The 25,891-nt window shown below is 53.0% G+C and carries 18 protein-coding genes; 10 read left to right on the top strand and 8 right to left on the bottom strand.

Features of this window, described 5'->3' with window-relative positions; genetic code table 11:
• Window positions 1-33 precede the first annotated feature (33 nt).
• The 6 genes from HW115_RS03930 (at window position 34) to HW115_RS03955 (ending at window position 5,096) form a co-directional block, all read left to right on the top strand.
• Window positions 34-270, top strand: coding sequence for a thioredoxin family protein (locus tag HW115_RS03930; protein ID WP_178931255.1), 237 nt, complete (start codon window positions 34-36; stop codon window positions 268-270).
• A gap of 36 nt (window positions 271-306) precedes the next feature.
• On the top strand, window positions 307-846 hold the full coding sequence (locus HW115_RS03935) for a nitrophenyl compound nitroreductase subunit ArsF family protein (protein ID WP_178931256.1): 540 nt from the start codon (window positions 307-309) through the stop codon (window positions 844-846).
• On the top strand, window positions 806-1,522 hold the full coding sequence (locus HW115_RS03940; protein ID WP_178931257.1) for an aromatic aminobenezylarsenical efflux permease ArsG family transporter: 717 nt from the start codon (window positions 806-808) through the stop codon (window positions 1,520-1,522). The genes HW115_RS03935 and HW115_RS03940 overlap by 41 nt, the downstream gene beginning before the upstream one ends.
• Before the next feature lie 140 nt (window positions 1,523-1,662).
• Window positions 1,663-2,760 (top strand): beta-N-acetylhexosaminidase, encoded by a 1,098-nt coding sequence (gene nagZ / locus HW115_RS03945; RefSeq protein WP_178931258.1) that lies wholly within the window; start codon window positions 1,663-1,665, stop codon window positions 2,758-2,760.
• A 19-nt stretch (window positions 2,761-2,779) separates the two neighbouring features.
• Window positions 2,780-3,490 (top strand): alpha/beta hydrolase, encoded by a 711-nt coding sequence (locus HW115_RS03950; protein WP_178931259.1) that lies wholly within the window; start codon window positions 2,780-2,782, stop codon window positions 3,488-3,490.
• An 859-nt stretch (window positions 3,491-4,349) separates the two neighbouring features.
• Complete coding sequence (locus tag HW115_RS03955) at window positions 4,350-5,096, top strand: NYN domain-containing protein (protein WP_178931260.1); 747 nt, start codon at window positions 4,350-4,352, stop codon at window positions 5,094-5,096.
• An 8-nt stretch (window positions 5,097-5,104) separates the two neighbouring features.
• Here the strand turns inward: HW115_RS03955 and HW115_RS03960 are convergent, their stop codons facing one another.
• The 3 genes from HW115_RS03960 to HW115_RS03970 form a co-directional block, all read right to left on the bottom strand.
• Window positions 5,105-6,670, bottom strand: coding sequence for a sulfotransferase family protein (locus HW115_RS03960; protein WP_178931261.1), 1,566 nt, complete (start codon window positions 6,668-6,670; stop codon window positions 5,105-5,107).
• Window positions 6,671-6,724: 54 nt separating this feature from the next.
• The gene (locus HW115_RS03965) at window positions 6,725-7,447 is read right to left on the bottom strand and encodes a hypothetical protein (protein WP_178931262.1); all 723 of its coding nucleotides are present in this window, start codon (window positions 7,445-7,447) and stop codon (window positions 6,725-6,727) included.
• A 289-nt stretch (window positions 7,448-7,736) separates the two neighbouring features.
• Window positions 7,737-8,816 (bottom strand): substrate-binding domain-containing protein, encoded by a 1,080-nt coding sequence (locus HW115_RS03970; RefSeq protein WP_178931263.1) that lies wholly within the window; start codon window positions 8,814-8,816, stop codon window positions 7,737-7,739.
• 121 nt (window positions 8,817-8,937) lie between these two features.
• Here HW115_RS03970 and HW115_RS03975 point away from each other — a divergent pair, with 121 nt between their 5' ends.
• Together HW115_RS03975 and HW115_RS03980 are read left to right on the top strand one after the other, a co-directional pair.
• The gene (locus HW115_RS03975; protein WP_178931264.1) at window positions 8,938-11,721 is read left to right on the top strand and encodes a sodium:solute symporter family protein; all 2,784 of its coding nucleotides are present in this window, start codon (window positions 8,938-8,940) and stop codon (window positions 11,719-11,721) included.
• A gap of 34 nt (window positions 11,722-11,755) precedes the next feature.
• Window positions 11,756-12,940 carry an AGE family epimerase/isomerase gene (locus HW115_RS03980; protein WP_178931265.1) on the top strand — a complete coding sequence of 395 codons (1,185 nt, stop codon included), beginning with the start codon at window positions 11,756-11,758 and terminating at the stop codon, window positions 12,938-12,940.
• 169 nt (window positions 12,941-13,109) lie between these two features.
• On the opposite strand, the gene HW115_RS03985 is transcribed toward HW115_RS03980, so the two are convergent.
• Window positions 13,110-14,027 (bottom strand): dihydrodipicolinate synthase family protein, encoded by a 918-nt coding sequence (locus HW115_RS03985; protein WP_178931266.1) that lies wholly within the window; start codon window positions 14,025-14,027, stop codon window positions 13,110-13,112.
• 423 nt (window positions 14,028-14,450) lie between these two features.
• Here HW115_RS03985 and HW115_RS03990 point away from each other — a divergent pair, with 423 nt between their 5' ends.
• Window positions 14,451-17,606, top strand: coding sequence for a sialate O-acetylesterase (locus tag HW115_RS03990; protein ID WP_178931267.1), 3,156 nt, complete (start codon window positions 14,451-14,453; stop codon window positions 17,604-17,606).
• 77 nt (window positions 17,607-17,683) lie between these two features.
• Here HW115_RS03990 and HW115_RS03995 read toward each other — a convergent pair whose 3' ends face one another.
• The 4 genes from HW115_RS03995 to HW115_RS04010 all read right to left on the bottom strand — a co-directional run bounded on the left by HW115_RS03995 (window position 17,684) and on the right by HW115_RS04010 (window position 24,165).
• Window positions 17,684-18,328, bottom strand: coding sequence for a hypothetical protein (locus HW115_RS03995; RefSeq protein ID WP_178931268.1), 645 nt, complete (start codon window positions 18,326-18,328; stop codon window positions 17,684-17,686).
• A gap of 184 nt (window positions 18,329-18,512) precedes the next feature.
• A complete protein-coding gene (locus HW115_RS04000) occupies window positions 18,513-19,358 on the bottom strand; it encodes a hypothetical protein (protein WP_178931269.1) in 846 nt (281 codons plus the stop codon).
• A gap of 364 nt (window positions 19,359-19,722) precedes the next feature.
• Window positions 19,723-20,415, bottom strand: coding sequence for an outer membrane protein (locus HW115_RS04005; protein WP_178931270.1), 693 nt, complete (start codon window positions 20,413-20,415; stop codon window positions 19,723-19,725).
• Between the two features lie 174 nt (window positions 20,416-20,589).
• The gene (locus tag HW115_RS04010; RefSeq protein ID WP_178931271.1) at window positions 20,590-24,165 is read right to left on the bottom strand and encodes a proline dehydrogenase family protein; all 3,576 of its coding nucleotides are present in this window, start codon (window positions 24,163-24,165) and stop codon (window positions 20,590-20,592) included.
• 185 nt (window positions 24,166-24,350) lie between these two features.
• Here HW115_RS04010 and HW115_RS04015 point away from each other — a divergent pair, with 185 nt between their 5' ends.
• Window positions 24,351-25,850: a sulfatase/phosphatase domain-containing protein gene (locus HW115_RS04015; RefSeq protein ID WP_178931451.1), complete on the top strand. Its 1,500-nt coding sequence runs from the start codon at window positions 24,351-24,353 to the stop codon at window positions 25,848-25,850.
• The last annotated feature ends 41 nt before the right edge of the window (window positions 25,851-25,891 follow it).

The following is a 25,891-nucleotide window of genomic DNA, read 5'->3' on the forward strand; positions in this document are numbered from 1 at the left end:
AACTAATCAACTAATCAACTAATCAACTACATCATGACCAAGATCCTTATCCTCGGAAGCGGCTGCGCCAAATGCGACTCACTCTATCAACAAGCCCAACAAGCAGCCGAAGAACTCGGCATTGAATACAACATTGAAAAAATCAGCGACATGCTGAAATTCATCGACTATGGCGTGATGATCACTCCCGCCATCGTGGTCAATGGCAAGCTGAAGCTCGCGGGCAAGCTTCCGACATCGGAGCAGCTTAAATCCTTCCTGACCCAGTAACCAGCATTCTGATCATTTTTCCCAATCACACCTACCATGAAACAAGCTAACAAGATCATCACCTTTGCCCGCATTGCCATCTACTTGATTGCCCTGGCTGGACTATCCCTCTGGGGCTGGAAACAATGGCAAATGGCACAATCAAAAAAGGAAACGGCTGAGTCATCTGCCAATGCCCAAAGCGAAGAAAATTACATCCTGAACCAATCGGAACACATCGTCCTGGTCACCTATTTCACATCAGACCAACGATGCGCAACCTGCAAGACGATCGAACAACTCACTCAGGAGGCCGTATCCGAAGGCTTTGCCGAGCAACTCTCGGCAAAGGAGGTCATTTTCCAAACCATCAACTTTGACCGACCGGAAAACGCACACCACATCGACCACTACCAATTGGCATTTAAAACCGTCGTCGTCTCCGAACGCAAAAAAGGAAAAGAGGTGAAGTGGAATAAATATGACCGAGTTTGGGATCTGGTCGACCAGCCGAAAGCATTTAAATCCTACCTTCAGAGCGGCATTCGCCAGTATCTTGAAAACCCGAAACAACCAAACCCCACTCCCGATGCCTGAGTATTCGCTTATCGCCGGAGCCCTATGGTTAGGCATCCTGACATCCATTAGCCCCTGCCCGCTTGCGACTAACATTGCCTCGGTTGCCTTCCTCACCAGACGGAACCCGGGAGAACGAAACATCATCGGCAGTGCCCTGGCCTACACGCTTGGCCGAATGAGCGCCTACAGCTTACTGGCCATCATCATCACCGCCGGATTGCTATCCGCACCACAGCTATCGAGTTTTTTCCGCTCCCACCTTGAGGGCCTTATTGGCCCCGGCCTACTCATTGTCGGTATGTTCATCACCGGACTCATCCGCATCTCTCTTCCCGGGTCCGGAAAGCTCAACGCCTTGGGGACCCAACTCGCCGAGCGTGGTCATGTGGGGGAGTTTTTAATGGGAGCCGTCTTCGCCCTTGCCTTTTGCCCGGTGTCGGCTGCGCTCTTTTTCGGAGCCCTGCTGCCGGGCATCATCCGTTCAGATTCCAGCGTCCTCTTACCTGTGACTTATGGCATCGGAACCGCTGTTCCCGTCCTGATCGCCGTGGCTCTACTCAGCGGCAGCCTCGCTGCAGCACAAAAACGGATCCAAACGATGCAGAACATCGGAGCCAAACTCCAGATGGGAACCGGCGTTATTATTTTACTCGTTGGCGCCTGGATCACCCTGCGGGACATTTTCGCCGGCTGACACGGTACCATCCCAGGGTTCCTACATGAGGGATATGATCTCGATGATGCCTGCGGCTATTAATCCCTGGTGTATTCACCCTGAGTATAATCCACCGTCTTCCCCCTTGACGCGACCTCCTGCCGCGGCATGATTTCCGTATGCACGGCCAGTTACTCATGCTCGGAGTCCCCGGGACCGAACTCACCCCGGAAGACGCAACGCTCTACAAAGCCATCCAACCCGGCGGGTTTGTGCTCTTCGGGCGCAATGTCTCCAGCCCCGAACAAGTCCGCAAGCTCACCGACGACCTCCGCGAACTATGTGACATTCCTCCTATCATTTCCATCGATCAGGAAGGTGGCCGCGTCTCGCGAACCCGCGAAATTGGAACCGAACCTCCATCGGCGCAGCAGCTGCGTGATAAAAACGACCCCGGCCTGATCGCCCAACACGGCCAACTCACCGCCCACCTGCTGCGCCTGCTGGGTTTCAATATGGATCTCTGCCCCGTACTCGACATCTCTTATGACGACGATGCCGATAACGCCATGCAAGGGCGCTGCTACGGATCCGACCCCCAGCAAGTCATCACCAACGCCGGCATCTTCAACCGCAACCTCCGCCACTGCCGAGTGCTCTCAAGCGGCAAACATTTCCCCTCGTGTGGACTCGCCGATGCCGACCCCCACCATGAACTTCCATGGATCGAAAAGTCGATGGACGACATGCTCAAATCCGACCTTTTGCCTTACACGGCTCTGATGCCGGAACTCGATTCCATCATGAGTTGCCACGCCCACTTTACGGCCATCGACCCAGACACCCCGGGGCTCCCCGGCTCTCTCTCTCATAACCTTCTGAGCAAACGACTCCGACTGCAATTAGGCTACGATGGGGTCATCATGACCGACGACCTGGATATGGGAGCCATCGTCAATACCTATGGCCGGGGCCCCGATGTTCAAATGGCCATCGAAGCCGGCAACGACATGGCGATGATCTGCCACCAGACCGACACAGCGGACATTGCACTCCAACACCTCAAAAAACTTCCCAGCTACAAAGTGGATGACGCCCTGAAACGAATCGAAAAAATGAAAAAGCGTCTCTACTCACCACTCACGTTCAGCATGGACATGTGGGAGAAAATCGATGCCGACATTCTGGAGCTGCGTATTCAGGTTCTCGGCCGGGAGAAAGCCATGATCACCACCGATTACTCAGGGGAAAAACGTTCACCCGTCGAAGGTTACTAAGTTCGCAACATCCCAAGAGGTGAAACAAACCATCCAACGCATCGGCTGCTTACGCCCCCCCATGCCATGGCACAAGCCACGGGTAGCCGACTCCGCCAACGGAGACAACGTCATCCTGCTCCACGGACTATGGCGCAGCCTCTGGGCGATGGATCCGATGGCTCGCTACCTGAACTCCGAAGGCTACCGAACCATCAACATTCCCTATCCCTCATTCAGAAAAGACATCTCCGCACTCATGGAACAAGTGCTTCAGGAGATTGAACAACACACCGACCCAGCGCAACCGATTCATTTTGTCACCCACTCGCTTGGAGGTATCCTCACCCGCCACCTACTCAGCAGCATACCAAACGACCGACTCGGCTGTCTGGTGATGCTGGCACCTCCTAACCGTGGCAGCGAAATTGTCGATTGGCTCGAAAATCACCCCGCATTGTTGGCCCTACTCGGGCCAAGTGGCAAACGCCTGGCTCGCAAACAACTCAACATCCCCCCGCTAGACTCCCATCTCGCCAGCGCAGTCATCATGGGTGACCGCCACCCCATCCCCTTTTTTCAAAAACTTCTCGATGAGAAAAATGACGGCATTGTCTCCGTTCGCGACGGTAGGCTCGACGGCCTCACCTGCTTTGAGGTAGTGCATTCCGACCACACCATGATTGCATCGGATCCCAACGTCATGCAGATGACCCTAAACTTTCTCCGATCCGGGCAGACAAGCCCCTGAAGCCACCATCACCGGACATCGTAGGACAGCTTTTCCAAGCTGTCGGCAGGTCTGGAAAACAACACCTCACTTGGCCAACCCCCAGGATGACGGCAGGATGCAATCCTGCCCTACCTTGCACCATTCACGACCTCTTCACGAGCATCGTAGGACAGCTTTTTCAAGCTGTCGACAGGTCTGGGAAACAGCACCTCACTTGGCCAAACCCCAGGATGTCGGCAGGATAAAATCCTGCCCTACCTTGCACCATTCACGACCTCTTCACGAGCATCGTAGGACAGCTTTTTCAAGCTGTCGACAGGTCTGGGAAACAGCACCTCACTTGGCCAAACCCCAGGATGTCGGCAGGATGAAATCCTGCCCTACCCTGCACCATTACGACCGCATCAACGGGCATCGTAGGACAGCTTTTCAAGCTGTCGACAGGCTTAGGAAACAGCACCTTACTTAGCCAACCCCCAAGCTGTCGGCAGGATAAAATCCTGCCCTACCCTGCACCAGTCACGACCTCATCACAAGTATCGTAGGACAGCTTTTCCAAGCTGTCGACAGGCTTGGGAAACAACACCTTACTTGCCCCCCCAGAATACAGACAAGGAACAGTTGTCTCCATTTTGATGGATCAAAGATCAAGTTGTTCACAAGTTATTTTGATGTTAATCACAAAATTTAAATGAATTAACCTATTCTTTTAGGATCTCTAGCATCAAAAATTAAAAAGTTATACCCAAACAACCAACAATTTATTCAGAAGATATAAAGATCGATTTGATGCTAAAAGTCATTTCCATCATCGCTAAAAATCCACCTCGACACAGCAACACAAAGCTCTAGGATATGAGCAGAAGTAATGCTCCTCATGCACCACCCTAACCAAAACAAAACCAATCAAAGCGTCGCCCTTTTGATCGATGCTGATAACGCTCCCGCTGCTAAAATTGAATTCATCATCGGGGAGTTGGCCACCCAAGGTGCTGTTAACATCCGGCGAGCCTACGGCAATTGGAAGAAGCGATCACTGGTCGGATGGGAAAAGGTCCTGCACGAATATGCCATTCAGCCGATCCAGCATTTTGATCTGGTCAAAGGGAAAAACGCAACCGACATGGCTCTACTGATCGATGCCATGGATATCCTCTACACCAAAAACGTCCATACCTTCTGTTTGGTATCATCCGATTGTGACTTCACACCGCTGGTGCATCGCCTCCGAAGCGAAGGCAAGCAGGTCATAGGTTTCGGGCGCCAAAGCACACCTTCCCCCTTCGTCAACGCATGCACGAAGTTCATATTCTTGGAAGATGAAGCGCCTCCACAAAGTGAGAAAGCCCAACAAACTATTTCGGTCAACAAACTCAAGCAGAACACCAAGCTGATGAACACGCTGCGCAAGGCGGTAAAAGCGGCAACGGATGAAAGCGGTTGGGCATCTCTCGGACCTGTTGGCTCACATATCTCAAACCAAGGCCCTTTCGACCACCGAACCTACGGTTTCCGCAAACTCAGTGATATGTTCGCAGCCATCGATCTGTTCGACGTCAAGACCTCGACAAGCGATGGACAACCCCGGCTTCGAGTCCGGATCAAGAAGCAAACGGAAAGCTAATGATCCGTTCACTCAATCCCATAGCCCAGGCGCAAGCAAATCGGCTCTAAGATGGGAAGAACTGGCTGCAACTGTTTTTGGTAATCACGCCAACGACCGATGGCATCACGGTAAATTTCCTTACCCACATCGTGGTATGTCGGGGATGTCACCACACGCTGCAGTCCCCTTTCCGGACGGGAAAGCACCCGCCCGTCCCAAGGCAAACTCAAAAAATCGAGCACCCGGCGAGCTTCGGCATCTGGCTCGTTAACCCAATCCTCATAGCGGGTCTCCAAAAATCCTGACGCCAGCGTGTCCCGGGTCTCTAGCCAAGCCTCCATCGTTAGGATATACTTTTCAGCGGTGGTTTTCAAATCCAGATAAGGCAGGCTACCCGGGTTCATTGGAAAATCCTGGAAATAACAAGAAAGGACAACATCCCTGGGGTCCCTGAGAGCCACCACCATTTTACCGGCAGGAAACAATTCATGATAGGTCCCAAGCGCCAAACTCATGTCCGGATATTTATCAAGAAACAGGGTCTCACCCGCAGCCTCCTGCCCCTCAGGGCCGCCGGGCAAATACCTCTGTAGCGCGGCACGATAATCCTGTTCATATCCATCTCTGGCTGTTTCCCCGAGATGCTGAATGCTCCCGGCAGCGCGTTGAGCATCCCCCCGCCCGCTAGCGGACAAGGGCGTCATCACCAAATCAAAAAACACACTCTGCTCCTCAACACTGGAAACAGCAGGATGCCGGTCCAACATTTGCTCAATCAATGTCGTCCCCGATCGTGGATGCCCACACAAAACGGCGAGCCCCTGACCGCGACCCGACATTGCTGGTGGAGCACCAACAGAGGCATTTAAAACGGCACGGTTCAACAACTTTGCTCGCTGTGCTGCCTGAGGTGCGGTAGTTCCACTGGGAGACCGGTTGATTTGTTTCGCTTGTCGCAACCACTGAAACACCTTTTCCCTCTCGCCCACTCGGTGACTCGCATGGGCTCTGGCGTAAAGGAGCGAAACTTGAAACTTGGGGACCAGGGTATTCATCGGCACCTTGTCTGCGGCTAACATAGCTTCGACCGCTGAACGGTGCTGCAATAACAATTGAACCCACAGAACCTGAAGAAAAGGAGTCCTGATACGAACCTCCTCCCCCAGAGAACTCAAATAATCCATAGCTTCATCCGCCCGCTCATGACGGGCTAAACTACTGGCATAAAAATATCCGACCGAATCCGGCAATGTATCTTTCCGAGGCTCCAGAAACGACAATAGCAAGGCATGCAGGTGGAGGGCATGAATGGCGATACAAACGTCCAGCACCACCTCTGGGTCTCCCCAGGACAAGTCCAAGGATCTTCTGAACTCTCGCTTGGCCTCAGAAGGATAATGAGTATCCAACAAACACAGGGCGTGTTCCTTGGCAAATTCAGGCTGGGAGGGATTCAAACGGCACGCCTTTGCATGCAATCGCAGCGCCATTTGGAGTTTCCCCCGTCTGGCAAAATCGAGAGCTTTACGATGCTCTGCCAAACCTCTGACCGATCCCTTTTTATTCATGTATCCATTGTCATCGGGGCTCATGGTTTGCCAAGCTCATATCGCCAGAAGGTTCCTCAGCTATACCGTAAAAAGCATTCAAGGTGCAGACATCATCACGGTTACACCTCCGATACTGATAACTGGAGCAAAAGGTCGCCCATGCCCTGACGTTCCTTCGGAAGCTACGAACTGTAATCGGGCATGATCCAAAACATACACCCCATTAGTCCCCTGGGTTCGACTCACCACTCTGACACCTACTCGCCCGGACTCCTTCCCGGTCGCTTGGTAACTCACGGTAAAATCCTTCAATTTTTGGCCTGGGGTCAGACCGTCTTCTATCAGTAAGGGCGTGCCCATCACGCGACCGGAACCATCAATAATCTCCAGTGCGATCCGATCAGGAATCGTAAAATTGGAACTTTGGGCCAATGCCACGGTAAAGGTATAGGTTCCGGGGCCCATGGCCGAAAAATGCTTATCACTCAGCTGGCTAACCGCTCCACCCTTGTTACTCAACCAGCACGCTTGCTTTCCATGCAAGGGTCCTATTTGCACTGGTTCCGTGTCGGCATACGCCTGAGTAATCAACGCCGCATCCCAATCTCCAAGTGGCCGGAAAACCGTCCAACCTTCAATCACAGAACTTCGATTATAATGATTTTCATTAAACGGCCCCGGAGGACTCGTTGCATGATTCATCGCATGACTCGGTGTAGACTCAAAACTGGCATTGATCAAAGGGATCGTCCCTGCCGTGAGCACCTGCCCATATAAGAGAGCAATCACAACGCCTTCGATCGGTAATGACTTTTTCATGATGATGTTCCTTCCATTCCGGAGTTCACATCATACTAGTCGCCCAGACCTAGGGAGCAAGCCAGGGCCTCCTGTCCCACAAGGGAACAGCCCTGCTGAAGCTGCTCCCGTATAAAAAACATGCCGGGCATGGGAAACTCCTAAAAAGATCGCCCGTGCCCAGCATGAAACACACAAATGAGCTTCATCCTATAGCGCTCACAGCTCAATAACTCAAGCGAGAGAACACCGGTCTCTTTTAGTTACAGGATCACAACGCCATAAAATGATCCAAGTTGACCGTATCCGATCAGGCACCGTATTTTTTCACCGACCCCCCAAGGACAAAATCGGGAATCAATAATTTTTCATCCAATCCCTGCCCCTTCATCACCGACTCTAACTTACGGACGCCACCACGGGCGATGGTGGCACGATCCATCGTGTAATGAGAAATACCTGGAACCAGCGCGTCAAACACATTGTCATAAGTCAATGAAACCAGAGACATATTCTGAGGAATCCGCAACTGATGAGAGGCCATCCAGGAAATCAAGGTCAAGACCTGGCGTGAGCGCGTCGCAATGATTGCCGTAGGTGGAATTGGTTCATGGCACATCTGATGCAAGGATGTTGCCACAGCTTCGGCGGTTCCCTGCTCCACAATGGTGTGCAAGGTGACATCCCCTGAAGCATTCGCCACCGCATTTTCGATCCCCTTCTGGGCTGCAAACAAACCCTGAAGCTGTGTATCCGGAACCATGTAACCAATCGAGCGGTGCCCATAGCGCATCAGCAAAGAAGCCGCATGAAACCCTGTCGCCTGCCAGTCAACATCCAGACTCGGCAACTTAACTCCCGGGTAAGCCAGGCCCCGAACCATGCACGGGATCTTCTGCTTGGCAAACCACGCCTGTACATGTTCGTTGGATTGATAAAGAATCCAAGCATCATACTGCAAACTATCCACCAATTCCTTGAGCCGTGAGCCAGGCCGCTTCAAACTGAAGATCGCCGGGGTGTGAAACTCCAAGGAAAATTCTTTGCGGGCCAACATTTCGCGCATGTGATCGATCTCCAGTAACATCGTCGGTGGTAGATCCTCCAGCCGCTTGGGCGATAAAAAGCCAACACGCCGGCTTCGATGTTCAGCTTGTTTGCTGGATGCCTTTTTGAGAATTTGCCGCCGCTTTCCATGCTCGCCCACGCTGAGCCATCCGGTTTTTTCCAATTCCGCCAATGCAGTTCGCAAGGTATCACGACCAATTTGAAGCCTCGCGGCCAAATCACGCTCTCCGGGGAGCTTCTGCTTGATCTCTCCGCTCCGGATCATCTCACGAATCACTTCGGCGGTTTCGGCAGTCAATGAACGGCGCTGAGGCAACTTCATGTTGGCATCCTATGTCAAAGTGGTAAGATAAACAAACCAATTGTTTCCATTGTTATTTTGCCTATCCCTGCTGTAGTTATAGCACGTCTCTTCAGTCCGCAATATCCTACGATTCCACATCATGAAACGACTCCGATTTATCTCTCTCTTTCTTACAGCCCTCTGCAGCTGGGCGCTCACTTTTGCAGGGGAAGCCATCGAATGGAATGACGACTTCCCACGCCTTCCTGATGCACATGGCTTTGCCGGTCCCTTCGCCGGAGTGGTCGGAGAAAAAGATAATCGCTGGCTCGTTGTAGGAGGTGGAGCCAATTTTCCCGACGGGGCTCCCTGGACCGTTGATGCCGAGGGATACAAACCACCCAAGATCTGGCACGACAGCCTGTTTGCTATTCAGCTGGAGGCTGACAGCCTGAAAGCCAAAGGGGCATGGAAAAAACTCGACCTCACACTCCCCGAAAAGCTGGGCTACGGATCGTCGGTAACGCTGCCTGCACGTAAAACGGCCCTCTTTATTGGTGGTAATCGCTCAACCGATGCCGGGATGTATCACTCACCCAAGGTCTTTGAAGTCAGCCAAACGAATGCCGGCATCGCCATCAACGAGGTCGCGTCACTTCCTGATGGAATTTCTGCTGCAGGCACCGCAATCATTGGCAACACCGTGTTTGTCTTTTCCGGAGCATCCGAAAAAGGAAGCCTCGCATCGTGCTGGGCCTTGGACACATCAGCCAAGGACAACAGCACCTGGACATGGCAAGCGATGCCTTGGCCTGAATCCGCTCCTGGCATTCCAGCACGGCCTCGAGAGCACTGTATTACCGGCGTTCAGGACGGCAAATGGTATGTATTTGCCGGCCGCACAGCCATCGATGAATCCATCGAAACGGACGCAAGTGACCGCAACCGCATGCATGGTGTGGACTTTTTGAGGGACGCGTATGTCTACTCCCCACCAGCCAAGGGCGCGATCCACACCGGCAGCTGGAAACGGGTTGCCGACCTTCCCCACGGCCTGTCAGCAGCGCCCCAGTCAGCAGTACCAGCAGGCGTTAGTCACCTCTTGGTTCTCGGAGGGGTGGACGTTCCCTTCCTCCGCCAGCAGAAAAAGGATCGCCCTGAACTGAACGGGCAAGGTGAAGCTCACCCAGGGTTCCCGTCATCGATCCTCGCCTACCACACCATCACCAACACCTGGATCCCATCCGGAAACGTCCCCCAGGGGCCGGAATCCGAACGCCGAGCAAACGATCGGGAAGTCAGCTACGCCCCGGTTACAACCCCCGTCGTCATCGTCGGCAAGGAGTTTTTGGTTCCCACGGGTGAAATCAAACCAGGCATCCGCAGCAACCAAGTGCTCTCCGGAATCGTCAAAGGTAAAAAACTAGGATTCGGAATCATCAATTGGATTGTCGTTGTGGTCTACCTGCTCGGTATGGTCGGTATCGGATACTGGTTCATGAAACATGAAGCGGCATCCAGCACCGACGCCTACTTCCGAGGAGGACAGCGCATCCCGTGGTGGGTTGCCGGACTTTCCATTTTTGCCACCATGCTCTCGGCCATCACCTTTATGGCCATCCCCGGAACAGCGTACGCCACCAACTGGAACGGCTACATCGGACAATGGCCGATTCTCGTCATCGTGCCACTGGTGGTCTTCTGCTACCTGCCATTCTACCGCAGGCTCAACATCACGACGGCCTACGAATACCTTGAAAAACGCTTCAACGTTGCCTCCCGGGTGATCGCCAGTATCACCTTCATGCTCTTCCACGTCGGCCGGGTCGCCATTGTGCTCTACCTACCGGCTTTGGCTCTCTCCAGTGTGACCAGCATCAATATCTATGCCGCGATCTTCATTATCGGCATCCTCTGTGTGATCTACACCGTAATGGGCGGAATTGAGGCTGTGGTTTGGACCGACGCCATTCAGGCGATGGTTCTGATTGGAGGCGCCCTTCTCTGCTTCGGACTGGTCGTCTTCCAAGTCGATGGAGGAATCGGAGCTGTTGGCGCTGCGATGACAGAACAAAGTAAGGGCATCACCAAATCCTTCGACCTGACCAACCTGTCGATATCAAAATCATCCACCTCCGGGATCATCTTTTTCCTCGCTTTCATGTTCGCCAATTTGCCGTCATACACAGCTGGTCAGGATGTGGTTCAGAGGTATGTCACCACCCCCACGGAAAAAGAGGCTGCCCGCTCACTCTGGCTGAACATTGTCATGGTCCTCTGCGGATCCGCCATCTTCTTTGCCCTCGGAACCGCCTTGTTTGTCTTCTATCAAGCACACCCGGAAAAACTCGATCCCGCCATGCCCGCCAAAGACGGCATCCTGCCATTCTTTATCATGCAGAATCTGCCCGTTGGTGTCGCAGGCATCATCATTGCCGGCGTTTTTGCCGCCGCCCAGTCCACCATCTCGAGTTCACTCAACTCCGTTGCTACAGCCTTTGTGACCGACGTCTATGGTCGATTGATCAAACCAGAAAGCGACGACGGCCAACGCCTCAAAGTTGCGCGCAATGTCGTGATCATTCTGGGATCGGTAGGCATTGTCGTCTCCAGCTACATCGCGTGGACCAAAATTGACTCGGCCTTCATGCTGTTCAATACCTTTATTGGCTTTGCCCTCGGGCCACTCGGAGGTCTGTTCGCCCTGGGTGTGTTCACCAAACACAGCTCAGGAAAAGCCGGCTTGATCGGCCTACTCTGCGGCGTCGTCACAGTCGTGACCGTACACATTCTCAACGAGACCAAAATCATTGACGTCATGCCCTTACTCTACGGATTCATCGGATTCACCAGCACCTTTATTGCCGGAGCTCTTTTAGGCTGCTTCATGCCGGCCAAAGCCGAGGAAGTGAATGGCCTGACCCTCCTGACCCAGAAGAAATAATCCGCACACAAACCCACACTCACCACTTCTTGTTATGTCCACATACACTCGACCAGACCTCGAACAACTTCGGGATTTCTATCGCGACAGCCTGATTGACGACACCTTAAAATTCTGGCTTCCCCGATCGATTGACACCACGCATGGAGGCTATCTCCTCATGCGGGATCAAGACGGTTCACTGCTGGACGATGACAAGTCCGTCTGGTTTCAAGGAAGATTCAGTTCCATTCTCGGCAACCTTTACAACCACGTCGAGCCCCGCCAGGAATGGCTCGACGGAGCCCGGGCCGGTGTCGACTTCCTGCGCGAGCACTGCATCGATGATGACGGCCAGATGTTCTTTCTCGTCACACGCGATGGAACTCCACTGCGCAAGCGTCGCTACTTTTTCTCGGAGGCCTTTGCCATCGCAGCCTACGCACACTACGCCAAAGCAACACAGGATGAATCCCTGGCCCAGGAAGCCCGCGACCTGTTCAAGCGCTGTACGGAATACGCCGACGGCTCACGACCGCTGCCACCTAAAACCACCGGAGCCCGCCCGACCCAAGGTCTGGGAGTCCCCATGATCTTCCTCAACGTAGCCCAACAACTGTGCGACACCGTTGGCTGTGACTTTGCCGCTTCACAAATCGACGACTACATCAGCCAGATTGAATCCTGTGTCGATGACGAGCTTCGCTGTGTCTGGGAGTGCACGGACCCCGAAGGAAACATGATCGACCACCTTCAGGAGCGCACCATTACCCCCGGACACGCCATCGAGGGCGCATGGTTCATCCTGCACGAAGCCAAACGCCGCGGTGGCGACAAACGCTTGGAAAAGCTGGGGCTAAAAATGCTCGATTATTCTTGGGAACAAGGCTGGGATCAAGAACACGGAGGAATCATCTACTTCCGTGACCCGACCGGCAAACCCGTCATGGAATACTGGCAAGACATGAAGTTCTGGTGGCCTCAGAACGAAGCCATCATTGCCACTCTGCTGGCCTATACCATGACCGGAGATGACAAATACGCTCGCTGGCACAAGATGATCCACGATTATGCCCACGCGCATTTTCACGACAAAGAGCACGGGGAGTGGTTTGGCTACCTTCACCGTGACGGCAGGGTCTCCACTGCCATGAAAGGCAACCACTACAAGGGCCCCTTCCATCTGCCACGAATGCAAACGTATTGCTGGCAATTGCTCGAAGAGCACCTGGCCAAGTAATCAAGCCAGCCCCTCAGCCCGGTCAGCCAGATCAGCCAGATCAACCCGAGGGGCAATGAACCAAGTCGGTGTGCCCTGACGGGCACACCCACAAAAAAACGAGCCCTGCAAAACAACAGGGCTCGTCACACAAAACAAAAAAACAAAAAGTCCTCAAAGGTCCTTCGACTTACACCGCTGGGTTCAGGTAAGGAGCCAAGCCCAAGTCCTGGAACTTCTCCCACAATTCGTCAGCCTGCGCTTGAGTCACTGGGCCCATAGGCAAACGAGCCGGGCCACATGGCACACCAAGGCGGCTAATCACCGTCTTCACCAAGGGGTGAAACGCCCCCACCTGGTTCAATACCCTGATCGCCTCCTCAGATAAATGCTGCAAGCGACGAGCCTCGTCCATATCACCAGCTTTGGCGGCTTCAACCAGCTTGGCATACAAGGGAGTCATGAAATTAAAGGTGCTACCCACATAGGCATCCGCCCCGGCAGACCATCCGGCGATCATCATTTCATCATAACCAAAGGCAATATCATACTTTCCACCCACGGCCTTTCGGCAGGCAAGGAAAACGTGGATTTGCTCATTGGTGAACTTCACACCTCGCAGGTTCGGAATCGCGGTGTCAGCCATCTCAAGGAAATCAAGCAAGTTCGCTCCGGCCGATGTCAGCGCCGGAATATGGTAATAGTAGAATGGAAGCTCTGGACAGGCAGCCGCAATCTGCTGCATCGACTGACACAAAATCTCGGTGCTGTTCATCGGGAAATAGGTCGGGCAAATCGCGGATACAGCAGCTGCTCCAATAGCCTGCGCGTGCGCAGCCAAGTCGGCTGAGTCCGCCAAACTATTGTGGCCAACATGCACAATCACATCACCGTCGTAATGTTTGACATAGGCTTCAGCAACCCGCTTGCGCTCGTCCGTCGTCAGGTTGCAACCTTCTCCCGTCGACCCGCAAATGAAAATCTGGGACGTTCCGGCCCCTTTCAAATAAGCCGCCATGGATTCAATGGCATCATAATTCACAGAGTAATCTGCGTTCATCGGAGTGTAGGCAGCGGGAACGATGCCTTTCATGGTAAATGACTTCATCAGTAAAAAAGTAGAGGTAAAAATTGGAAATACGGAAATGAGCGATTGTCTGAGACAATCAACATCGGCGGCTCATGCCCCTCCCGTTTCATACATCACCATCGATATAGGAACAGAGAGAAATTTTCAGCCGCTTGATGGAATGTATAGCAGCGAAAACAGCCTATTGCCAATATTACCATGTGGTATGGAATCTAAACCAGAATGTGGGTCGTTCGAACCACAGACTAGCATCCGGAAGTAAGACTAGGTAAGCCATTTGCCAGTATACTCAAGCAAGAATATTCATCAGGCGCGCAACACAGCCTGAATCAAGCAAACGATAAGCCACAAGACTTCCGTGCCCCCCGGAGGATTGGTTTGATAATGACACCAATGCAATCCTATTGAAACAGCCGCATGGGCACTCCAAAGTAATTCTCAATGAAGACCTTGACCGCCCTTACCGCTGGATTCGGCCTGTTGCTGATCACTCTCAGCCCCTGCGCACTCGCGGAACACCATCAACTCTTTATTCTCACCGGACAATCGAACTCTCTAGGCACGACCAACGGTGGAGAAAACGATCCAACATCCGGGTCAGACCCAGCGGATCAACACATCCTTTTCTCTTGGCATAATGTTGTTAACTCAAGCACCAGCATCGGCCATTCAGGCCAGACCTTGACTCCGGCTTCAGGCAGTGCCGATTTCACCACCCTACAGGATCAACAAGGTGGCCACTATGCCGGCAGCGCCACCCATTGGGGGCCGGAAATGGAATTTGCCCGCGGACTCTATCGTGCAGGTGTAAGAAACTTCGGCGTCATCAAAGCCAGTCGTGGCGGCGGGGGCAACACCAACTGGCACAAAGACTCTGGCGGACACATGTATCAACACATCCTCGACACGGTCAGCGAGGCTGTCGCCAGCCTCCCCCCCACTGACAGCTATGAGATTGCCGGCCTTCTCTACCTGCAAGGAGAAAGTGACAATGCCTCAGAAGCAGCTGCCGCCGGAACCCGACTGAAAGAACTCACCGACAACCTGCGGGCCGATCTGGCCCATGCCGCCAACCTGTACACTGTCGCCGCAGGAACCACCGCTGCGGGCGGAACCTCCGCCACCAACCAGGCCGCGATCGCAGCCAGCACCTCCTACATCGATTTTTTTGCCAATACCGACCTGAGTAACCAACTCGCTCCCGACGGACTCCACCTCAACAAAGAGGGAAAAACCATTGTCGGGCGCCGATTCACCCAGGCATTTCTCAACGCTGGAATCTCCGGCATCTCCCGACACTATGGCAAGTTAGTGTTTATCGGGGATTCCATCACCCAAGGAGGCAACGGCAATCCAAGCTACCGGTACCAGGTATTTAAAAATCTGGCCAATGCTTCGGTCGCAAAAAATGCCACCCCCGGCTATCTCTTCACCGGTAGTGTCTCAGGAGCCTACAAGTCCAACCCGGGGTCAACGCCCGATGTCAATGGGCAGTCCTTCGACAACCAGCATGACGGCCATTGGGGCTGGCGCGCATTCTGGGAAAACGGTCGTATCCCCTTACCCGCTGGCCGCTACAACGTCAACAACCTAGGCCAGGGAACCCTCGCCAACTGGACGGGCCAATCCACCACGTTCAACACTGCCGATCAAGGAGTCATCAGCTACACGGCCAGCAGCTACATCCCCGACACTGCGGTCATTAAAATCGGCATTAACGACCTCTCCGGAGGAGCCTCGGCCAGCCAAGTGCGTGATGACATCGCGCTCATCATCGATCAATTACGCGCGGCCAATACCAATATCCGGATCCACCTATGCCAGGTCCTCTATTCCAACAACGTCGCCTATTCTTATGTAGACGCCCTGAATGCCCTGCTACCTGATTTGGCCGCAACGAAAAACACCGCGTCCGCTACATCTCCTGTTTGGATCATCGATGCAAACAACGGCTTCGACCCAACCAGTATGACCTACGACAACACCCACCCGAACACGATCGGCGAAACCTATGTTGGGGACCGTATTTCTGGTGGGCTCGGAGTGATCGAGCTCCCCTTGATCCTTTCCACGCCAGCGGCCATTGCCGAAAAAGCAGGTGAAAGACTTGGCTGCAGTCGATTCGAAGGAAGCGACATCTACAATAGTGGTAGCTTTGCCAGCAACTGGGTAGGGACCGGCTTGACCCCCACACCGGTCGCTCCGAACAACCTGCAACTTCAACACCCGGGAAACCAAGGCTACGTGCTGGATGGAACCAACACCGGCTGGTCAGAAATCAACCACCAGCCATGGACTTTCGAAGCTAAGATCAAATTCAACAAGATTGATAATGGCTTCATCTTTTGGCTGGGAACCGGAACCCACAGAATTTTGATCGAAGCCCATCCCGACCGAACCCAGGACTTCGGGGCAAACAGCTTCAATGTCAGCCATAACAACCACGACGGCCAATATCATACGTTTAAGATCACCCATGACCCAGCCAACAACGTCTATCACCTGTGGCGCGACGGTGTCCTCCTCACCCCCGTGGCTGGAGCCGCCTATGATGCAACCGCCAGTGACAACAGACTACTCATGGGTGACTATACCAGTGGAAGTTTCGGTAATCACTTCGACGTAACCTTTGACTACGTCGAATTCTGCACGGGGTTCAAAGGCAACCAAATCTACAACGGAACCAGCTACATCAACGATTGGAGCTCCGTGGGATCTCTCACCTCCAACCTCGTCAACACCGATGATTTACAAATCGTCAACACCAGCTCAGGTGGCACTTGGCTTGAAGGAACCAACACCGGTTGGTCCGACCAGAACGATGCCGCCTGGACCTTTGAAATGCGTGCCAAATTCAACGCTATCGCCAATGGCTTTGCCTTCTGGCTTGGGACCGGCAGTAACCTGATACGAGTTGAGGTCTATGCCGACCGGACCCAAGACTACAACAACAATACCTTCAACGTCAGCCACAACAATCAGGACGGAGAATTCCACACCTTCCGTATTACCCATGACCCCGCAGCCGGAGTATACCATGTCTTCCGCGATGGCGAGCGGCTGACTCAGATCGAAGGGGTGCCCTATGACCAGTCATCTTCGGAACAACGCCTTATTCTGGGTGACACCACCGGTGGCAGCTTCGGCAACGCCTTCGATGTCACGATTGATTATATCAACATCGACTACAATGGAGTCTGGATCCCTGTCGGCACGGATACCGATGGAGATGGAATGTCCGACCTCTGGGAAGACACCCATTTTGGAAACCCTACCATTGCAGCCCCCGACAAGGATGAAGACAACGATGGCAAAAGCAACCTGGAAGAATATCAGGCAGATACCGACCCCTTCGACCCAGATTCTGTGATGAAAATCAGCGCCATCGAGGAAACGGATACCGAAAACGAATTCGATATCACCGTGGTCAATACCTCTTCGCGCAGAAACTACACCCTGTATGCGTCATCGGACCTTGGTATCACAGATCCATGGTCGCCGATTGTGGGCCCCACGGCGGGAGCCGACGGCAGCCTCGTATTCACCGACAGTCCAACATCTTCCCGCTTTTACCGGGTCCTTGTCAATACGCCGTAGAAGCGCCCGACCCGAGGCAGCTCCTCCCACGACGTCACCATCATAGGTAACACGCAAAGGTCACACCCGTTACCCCCTTAATCCAATACCAAGGTCATTCCACCCAGTCCTAGTATAGCGGACGGAACTTGAATCACAGGTGCGCTTCGCTCAAACGTTGCCTTGAACTCCAGATCCCACCCCCGACGCTTGCCTCTGGCGGTATAGCCATCCCCACCCGCGTAACTGTCCTGGGAGCGAAGCTCAAAAGCCCCGGGCACCAAGTGTTCATGATCATTGACCGTTGCCTCTTTCTCCCGATCCGAGGCCATGACAAAAGCGTATTGCTTCTCAGGATCCAAGGCTGCCTGACCGTCAAAAGACCATGAAAGGGTCTGATTTTTGCCAAACTGAGCTGAGTCAAGGCTATGACTTGAAGCTGTCACCAGCTTTCCAATTTGAATAATCTCGCCCTGCTGATTGATCTCAAAACCATCATACACCTGGAGAAACAAGTCCCCTTGGACCGTCTCAGTCCCGGTTCCCGAGCTTGATGACTGAAACTCCATTCGGGTAAGAAACAACGGCCCTTCGGCCTGCCCTGAGACGACCCCTATCGAAGGAGTCACACCCATTCCCCAGATAGGGCCAGCTTGGTCTGCATCATCCGAACCGGAAACGGTGCCATGTGACACCGTAACCGTCCCCGCCTGAAGAGTAGCTCCACAAAAGAGAAACGTCATCAGCATCTGCTCCTTTCGAAAAAATAGAGATTCAAGTCGGCTCATCAGCAGCACCCTACACCACTTCAGGAAAAATCCCAACGAAGCTCAATGGTCTTATATGCCTACCAATTGAACCACAAAATAAAAAACCCGGTGCGCTTTCACGCACCGGGCTATAAATTCAGAGTTGTTTAACTCAAACTTAGAAATTCACGGAAGCTTTCACACCCCAGAGGAACTCGTCGCCCTCGTCGATGCCGGATCCGAATACGTCTTCAGTGCCGCTCAATCCGTCGGTGTAAGTCACGTAAGGAGTCACGGTGAGGTATTCAGTGGCTTTGAGTGGAAGGTCAAGACCGATGAACCAGTGAGTGAAGTCGTCGTTGTTGGACCAGTAGTCGAATCCATAAGCGATTCCGCCGTAGATACCGAGGGAAGCCCACTCGTTGAGTTCGAAGGTCTTCTTACCGTTGAGCTCAAGGTAGTCGCCGTCAAGCACGTCGGAGTCACCAACAAGGTCACCAGCGTCAAGTCCGTCGAGGCTGTGTGCCCAGAAGAGGTTGAGGTTCGTGCCAGTCCATGGGCAAACGAAACCGAAGTTAGCATAGAGCTCATCGAGGTTGCCGGTGTCGACGATCGTGCGAAGGTCGTGATACTGGTAACCCACTTCGATGGAGAAGCAGTCTTCCTGCTGCCAAAGAGCACCGAAACGGTAGGTGTTGTGGTCGATGCTGGTGTCACCGAGGCTGCGCACGGTAGCTCCACCAACAAGGCTGAAGTTTTCAGTGAAGGCATAACCTGCGTTAAGCTCAGCAATCACGATGTTGTCGGTGTCGGAATTACCGTCAGTGAGGTAATCAACAGCGTCAGCAGCAGTGGTGGAAATTCCGCGGAAATCCCACTGGCTCTGGTAAGCGAGGCTCAAGTCTCCGGACAGACCCAGGTTGGATGGGGCTGGCTCAGGAGCAGTATAAGTAACAGGTGTACCTGCGATCGAAGGAGCAGCAAGCGCGATAGCGGCGGCTCCGGTGATGATGGTGTTTTTCATAGTTCTGTCTGGTTGTTGTTATGGTTGTAGGGGGTAAGACTTCGCCAAAATAAAATCGGAAAACTATCAACGGATAGCTTCCCGATCGGCTTCGGCGCCGAATGCACTAACAGCAGAATGTGCCGCAGGCAAGGCCTATATTGCGTTTTTTTATAGCTGAGACAAGTAAATTTTTAATAAATCTTAATATTATACAGCTGCTACATATAGCACTCAGGCTCTGTCTCTCCCCTTAGATTAAGGGATTCCACACCATTCAGCCCCCGCATTCGCCACTGCAGGTCTGGGCTTTTTTTGAGTAAAAAACTAAAAAGCCTCCCCGTCGAAGACCAACGAGAAGGCTTGAAAATGAACAAGTTAGCTATCAAAAATGAAACCGACCGCCAAGTTCCAACAAGACATCACCATCAATTCCGAAAGTATGTGTTGTCGGCTGGTTTGGCACATCCATCAGAGCGTCCCAATCATCCATAAAGATGTAGCGGACGCCTCCGAAGAGCTCAAAAGATTCGCTGATGTCATAGCTCAAACCGGCAAAAACCTGGCCATAAAACCGAACCTTTGTCTCATCTTCGCTGCCCCCACCCTGATTGAAAGGAGGAGCCACAGCCTGTGTCCATTGCCATTCGGCAGATGTATCGAGAATCACAATACCCAGACCGAGTCCTACATAGTAGTTCAGGCATTCCGTTATCGGAGCCTGATACTGATAGTTCAGCGTAATCGGAATGATGTCGGCATCCATATCAACCGTTTCGGTCCGGCCTCCGGTCATTCCCGGTGGTGGGCTGAACAAATAACCCTCGTCATCCTGGGTTAAGCCCACTTCCAAGTAGACCAAATGCGTTCCCCTCTGTGCAGGATGAGTGTATTCCACACCCGCATGCAAGGTGTACATCGGTTCTTCGATATCCGTCAAATAACCGATGCTACCACCGGCAAACCATTCCCAGAGCCCTTGGCTGGGCGCTGGTGTTGTTGTATATGTCTCAGTTCCTGCCTGAGTGGCAGAGGTCAGGAAGATTCCTGCCAGTATGGTGAACGCTGAATGTTTCATGGTTCTGGGTTCTGGGTTCTATCTGTTAACTTGTCAGAGAGAACACAGATAGGCAAATCAGAGGTGGCTCAGCACGAACCCCCCCCAATAAAGAGTCAAACCGTGGATTCTATCTGATCAAGCAATCCGAACCTAAGGTAAGGCCTACCAGATCACAAGAAGAATCGAAACCGTCTAGCCGTTTGCGTTTTCCAGCAATACATCCTTGGCCTTCGGAATCACATTGCCATATCGATGTGTGGTTTCTGATACAGCCTGCTCACGAAGATAATGCAATACCTCGAGACGGCCATTTGCTAGTGGTGGCGCGGTAATGGTCTGCAAGGCGGCGTCATTGGCTGCACGCTGCAGGTTCATGCTGGGATTGAGCACCCTGAGAATACCATATTGTTTGGCATCTTCGCCAAGACGGCCAATCAACTCAGATTCGCTTTCCACAACCACCGGCACACCCAGATCGACAAGGAAGGCTGAGGACTTTGCCACACTCACATCCACCCGCACACCCGCTGTGACACAAGCGATAAGGACTTTGGCCAATTGCACATCCTCCATTCCTTCAGATCGAAGCAGGATACGTGGGAATGGACGATAGCGGAAATGGTTGCTTTCTCCGTGCAGATGGCTCGGATCATGCTCAACAGAGAACTCCTCTTGCCACCATCGGGCACAACTTGATGCGGCAGCTTTCAATTGGTCTTTGGCGTCAGGAAGTTTGGCCACGATCTGATCCAAGACGGCCTTGACCTGACTGGCGGGCTCGGCAAGTGACTGCGGCAATGCATCCTGAGTCCAATCCGCCAACAAAGAAACATAGTTGGGACCTCCGGCTTTGGCTCCCGGACCGAACACCGACTGCTTCCATCCACCAAACGGCTGACGCTGAACAATCGCACCGGTAATACTCCGGTTGATGTAGGCATTACCGACTTCGACCCGATCACGCCAAATCTCAATCTCACGTGCATCCAGAGTGTGAATCCCTCCGGTCAAACCGAAGTCTGAATCATTTTGGATTCGAATGGCATGCTCCAGGTTCGCGGCCCGAACCAGACCTAACACAGGACCAAAACATTCGGTGCGACGGTACCAACTGTCGGGAGCCACATCCTTTTTAATCCCCGGCGACCACAAACACGGGTTGCCGTCGACCATCTTCGGCTCCAACAACCAGTTTTCCTTATCGTCAAGGGTCGTTTGAGCCCGGGACAAGTCCTCGTCCGGTTCATGAATCACGGGCGTCACAATCGATGCCGGATCGGATGACGGGCCGACTTTCAAGCTGGCAGCAGCATCGCGCAGCTGACGCATGAAGCCTGGGCTGTCATAAAGATCCGCTTCGATGATGGCCAGAGAAGCCGCTGAACATTTCTGTCCCGCGTGACCAAAGGCGCTCTTGACAAGGTCCTTGACCGCTTGATCCGGATCGGCGGCGGAGGTGATGATCAATGCATTTTTACCACTGGTTTCAGCGAAGAGTTTCATCTCGGGCTTCCACCCTTGGAACATACGGGCCGTCGGGTAACCTCCGGTTAGAATCACTCCGGAACAACGTTCATCCGTAAGCAACTTCTGGCCGGAACTGCGGTCGGCACACATCACAAACTGAAGCACTTTTTTCGGGATGCCGGCTTTCCAAAGCAACTGCACCATCTGCCAGGATGATAGCACCGCTTCGGATGCCGGTTTTAAAATCACGGAGTTACCGGCCATCAAGGCGGCTAACACGCCACCACAAGGAATGGCGAAGGGAAAGTTCCACGGAGGAGTCACCACAATCGTTCCCAACGCCTTGCAGGATGTTCCATCAAAGAAGGCTTCATCACTCAAGCTGTCAGCATAATAATCGGCAAAATCAATCGCTTCGCTCACTTCGGCATCGGCTTCGGGAGCTGCCTTGCCGCCATCGAGCATGGTGGCGGTAATGCAATCAGCACGCGCATTGGCTATTTCGACAGCTACCTGCTTGAGAATGCGTCGGCGCTCTTCCACCCCGAGATCTTCCCAGGCAGGTTGGGCGTCGGCAGCACATTGCAGGGCACGCTCAATGCCATCGGCATCGGTGCCGCTGAAACGATAGGCCTCCTTCTCAGGACATGAGGGGTCGCGTCCGACCTTGGTTTCCTCTGAGTGTTCGAATTCGCCACCAATTTGAACCGGGATGGGCTCGATCGGGGTGGCACGGTATTGCTCCACCGCCTTCAAAATCCAGCGCATGTTGTGACGCAAAGACCAATCGGTGTCTGCAGCATTTTTGAAAGGAGCATTCAAATCGAGTTCGTTTACTTCCGTTGCCCGATTCTGGGTTCTTGCCGGCAGGGTGCTCACTTCATCCCGGCGCTTACATGCCGTTAGGAACATCTTCCGTTGTTTTTCCCAACTGGCGTCCCCTTTTTTCATTCCAAAAATATCGTGCAGGAAATTCTCCTCGGCTGTATTTTCATCCAGTCGGCGCACCAGATAGGCAATCGCCGAATGGAAGTCCTCTTTTTTGACCACTGGAGCGTAAAGCAACAACCCATCAACCGCATCCCGCACGGCGCGAGCCTGATGGTTGGCCATCCCCTCCAACATTTCAAATTCCACGTGCTCTTCCACACCATTGCCGGCACGAAGAATCATGGCGTAGGTGATTTCAAACAAGTTATGACTTGCGATACCTAACTGCACAACCTTGGCATTGTCAGGATGACAGCCGTAATGCACCATCCGCTTGTAGTTGGCATCCACATCCGCCTTGTTGCTATATGGAGCGAGCTCCCAATCGTGAACGCTGGCTTCCACCTCTTCCATGGCAAGGTTGGCACCTTTAACAATGCGCACCTTGATCGTTCCCCCGCCCTGGGCAACCCGCTCCCGGGCCCAGGCCGTCAGATCTTTTTGCACTTCAAAGGAATCCGGCAAATATGCCTGCAGCACGATTCCGGCACGCAGTTTAAGAAACTCGTCCTCCATCAGAACCTGTTTGAAGGCATCACAGGTCAGATGCAGATCACGGTATTCCTCCATATCAAGGTTAACGAACTTCGGTGACGGAAGTCCATCTTCCGTGGTGAAGGTGTTCGCCAGAGCCGTGCGATACAAACGGCGGAGGCGTTCCTTGATTTGATCTAACGTATCATCATAAGCCACCAGGTTGATCTGGCTGAAAATCGCTGAGATTTTTACCGAGATATACTCGCAATCGGGACTCTCAAGACGAGCCACCACCTGGTCGAGCCGCTTTCCTGCTTCTTCTTCACCGAGAATAGCTTCACCCAATTGGTTGATATTCATGCGAATCCCCTGCGCCTTACGTTTTTTCAGGTGGGGGATCAGTTTTTCATCCTCACTCGGTAAAATCACCTCGCTACTCTCTCCCCGCATCTTCCACGTGATCGCGGGCATGACCAAATCGGGAGCAAGCGCCGAGGAAATGGCTCCCATTTTCATCGCCACCTGCTCATGCAGAGGCAAATAGGTGGGAACCCCATATTCATCGAGTAAGTAGCGGAACTGGGATGCCGAACGGGAGTCGCTGGGAGAACGGAACACCTGATCAGCCATCGCCAGGGTCAAGGTCTTACCCATCGGGTCATCCATCATTCTGGCCATCTTCCATCCCTGGTAACGCTCCGAGGCTTTCTGGCTTTTATTGGCCACTTCGAGAATCTTGCCAGCAAGCTCAACGGCAAGGTCCGCAGCCTGTTCGTCCGTCATCGGCTTGGCCTTCACATCGTTCAATAAGGTAGGTATGCTAGTTGCACTCATATTTCCAAGAGTAACACCCCAGTCTTGACCGAACCAGACATGCCCCCTGTCAATTTCTGCATAAAATACCGAATTCCATGCGTATGAGGGAGGAACAAGGATTCCAACCACTCACCATGCGTAGCTACATTCACCCCTCCTCCATCCTGCCTCTTGCCCTGCTCACCTGTCTGGGAGCTTCCACCATGGCTAAAGCTGACACCTCATCGGCATCGCCAAAACCCAACATCCTCTGGATCTTTTCAGACGACCACTCGTATCAAACCATCGGAGCCTACGGCAAACGCTTCAAATCGCTCAACCCCTCCCCCAATATCGACAGGATCGCCAACGAAGGCATCCGCTTCGACCGGGCCTATGTCGCCAACTCCATCTGCGCACCCAGCAGGGCCACCCTGCTGACAGGCAAACACAGCCACCTCAACGGCAAAATTGACAACCGGGGGCCATTCAACCACGACCAACAACAATTCCAGAAGATTTTACAACAACATGGCTATCAGACGGCAATGATCGGTAAAATCCATCTGAGTGGAAAAATGCAAGGATTTGACTATTGGGACGTGCTCCCAGGTCAAGGACGCTATAATAATCCGACCTTTGTCAGCGAAAAAGGCAACAGCCAGAGTGAAGGACACTCCTCTGATGTCATCACCGATAAAGCGCTCGCTTGGCTTAAAGGCCAACGCCAGAAAAACAAACCATTCATGTTAATGGTGCACTTCAAAGCGCCGCACCGCAACTGGACCCCGGCCAAACGCTTCATGGAAAAATACCAGGATGTCACCATTCCTGAACCCGAAAACCTCTTTGATGACTACGCCACTCGTGGCACGGCGGCCCACGAACAAACACTCAACATCGAACGTTCGATGCGCCTCGCCGGAGACCTCAAGATTGGAGGCCGCCACAGCAAACCCAACAGCCAGTTTTACTCCCGCAATCAATGGTTCGAAAAAAACAGGCCCAAGGGAAAGGAACTGGTTCGATGGAAATATCAAACCTACCTCAAGGATTACCTCCGCTGCACCTGGGGCGTGGATGAAAACATCGGCCGACTCCTGGACGCCTTGAAATCTCAGAATCTGGACGACAACACCATTGTGATGTATTCATCCGACCAAGGGTTCTACATGGGAGAACACGGGTGGTTCGACAAACGTTTTATGTATGAAGAATCCTTCCGCACACCTCTGGTCGCCCGCTGGCCCGGAAAGATCAAGCCGGGCAGCGTCAATACCGACCTGGTTCAGAACATCGATTTTGCCGAAACCTTCCTCGATCTGGCCGGAGCTCCTGTCCCGGAGGACATGCAAGGAAAAAGCCTCGTCCCCCTGCTCAAAGGAAAAACTCCGGACAAGTGGCGAAAAAACCTCTATTACCATTACTATGAGTTTCCGGGTGCCCACAGCGTGCGCCGCCACGAAGGGGTCTTCGACGGACGCTGGAAACTCATTCGATTCTACGGCCCGAAAGTGCCCAACGGTGAAGAGTGGGAACTCTACAACCTCGACAACGACCCCTCGGAAATGAACAACCTCGCCTCCAACCCGGAGTATGCCCAAACCATCAAAACGATGAAACAAAAGCTCTCCAGTTTGAGAAAACAATACAAGGTCCCCAAAGAATCCAAGGAAGATTGGGAAAAGAAACCCCAAAAGAAAAAAGCCAAGGCCTCCCAATAGGACAAAAAACAGTCTGTTTTCATCCCCCGATCTATGATTGG

The organism is Oceaniferula marina (genome assembly GCF_013391475.1).
In the GTDB taxonomy this organism is placed as follows: domain Bacteria; phylum Verrucomicrobiota; class Verrucomicrobiia; order Verrucomicrobiales; family Akkermansiaceae; genus Oceaniferula; species Oceaniferula marina.

What these genes read in the sequence shown, in the direction of transcription:
- HW115_RS03990 (WP_178931267.1), top strand. Translation starts at nt 14,451, where the DNA reads ATGAAGACCTTGACCGCCCTTACCGCTGGATTCGGCCTGTTGCTGATC.
- HW115_RS03985 (WP_178931266.1), bottom strand. Translation starts at nt 14,027, where the DNA reads ATGAAGTCATTTACCATGAAAGGCATCGTTCCCGCTGCCTACACTCCG.
- HW115_RS04015 (WP_178931451.1), top strand. Translation starts at nt 24,351, where the DNA reads ATGGCTAAAGCTGACACCTCATCGGCATCGCCAAAACCCAACATCCTC.
- HW115_RS03955 (WP_178931260.1), top strand. Translation starts at nt 4,350, where the DNA reads ATGCACCACCCTAACCAAAACAAAACCAATCAAAGCGTCGCCCTTTTG.
- HW115_RS03975 (WP_178931264.1), top strand. Translation starts at nt 8,938, where the DNA reads ATGAAACGACTCCGATTTATCTCTCTCTTTCTTACAGCCCTCTGCAGC.
- nagZ (WP_178931258.1), top strand. Translation starts at nt 1,663, where the DNA reads ATGCACGGCCAGTTACTCATGCTCGGAGTCCCCGGGACCGAACTCACC.
- HW115_RS04010 (WP_178931271.1), bottom strand. Translation starts at nt 24,165, where the DNA reads ATGAGTGCAACTAGCATACCTACCTTATTGAACGATGTGAAGGCCAAG.
- HW115_RS03995 (WP_178931268.1), bottom strand. Translation starts at nt 18,328, where the DNA reads ATGACGTTTCTCTTTTGTGGAGCTACTCTTCAGGCGGGGACGGTTACG.
- HW115_RS03960 (WP_178931261.1), bottom strand. Translation starts at nt 6,670, where the DNA reads ATGAGCCCCGATGACAATGGATACATGAATAAAAAGGGATCGGTCAGA.
- HW115_RS03930 (WP_178931255.1), top strand. Translation starts at nt 34, where the DNA reads ATGACCAAGATCCTTATCCTCGGAAGCGGCTGCGCCAAATGCGACTCA.
- HW115_RS03965 (WP_178931262.1), bottom strand. Translation starts at nt 7,447, where the DNA reads ATGAAAAAGTCATTACCGATCGAAGGCGTTGTGATTGCTCTCTTATAT.
- HW115_RS03980 (WP_178931265.1), top strand. Translation starts at nt 11,756, where the DNA reads ATGTCCACATACACTCGACCAGACCTCGAACAACTTCGGGATTTCTAT.
- HW115_RS04005 (WP_178931270.1), bottom strand. Translation starts at nt 20,415, where the DNA reads ATGAAACATTCAGCGTTCACCATACTGGCAGGAATCTTCCTGACCTCT.
- HW115_RS04000 (WP_178931269.1), bottom strand. Translation starts at nt 19,358, where the DNA reads ATGAAAAACACCATCATCACCGGAGCCGCCGCTATCGCGCTTGCTGCT.
- HW115_RS03970 (WP_178931263.1), bottom strand. Translation starts at nt 8,816, where the DNA reads ATGAAGTTGCCTCAGCGCCGTTCATTGACTGCCGAAACCGCCGAAGTG.
- HW115_RS03935 (WP_178931256.1), top strand. Translation starts at nt 307, where the DNA reads ATGAAACAAGCTAACAAGATCATCACCTTTGCCCGCATTGCCATCTAC.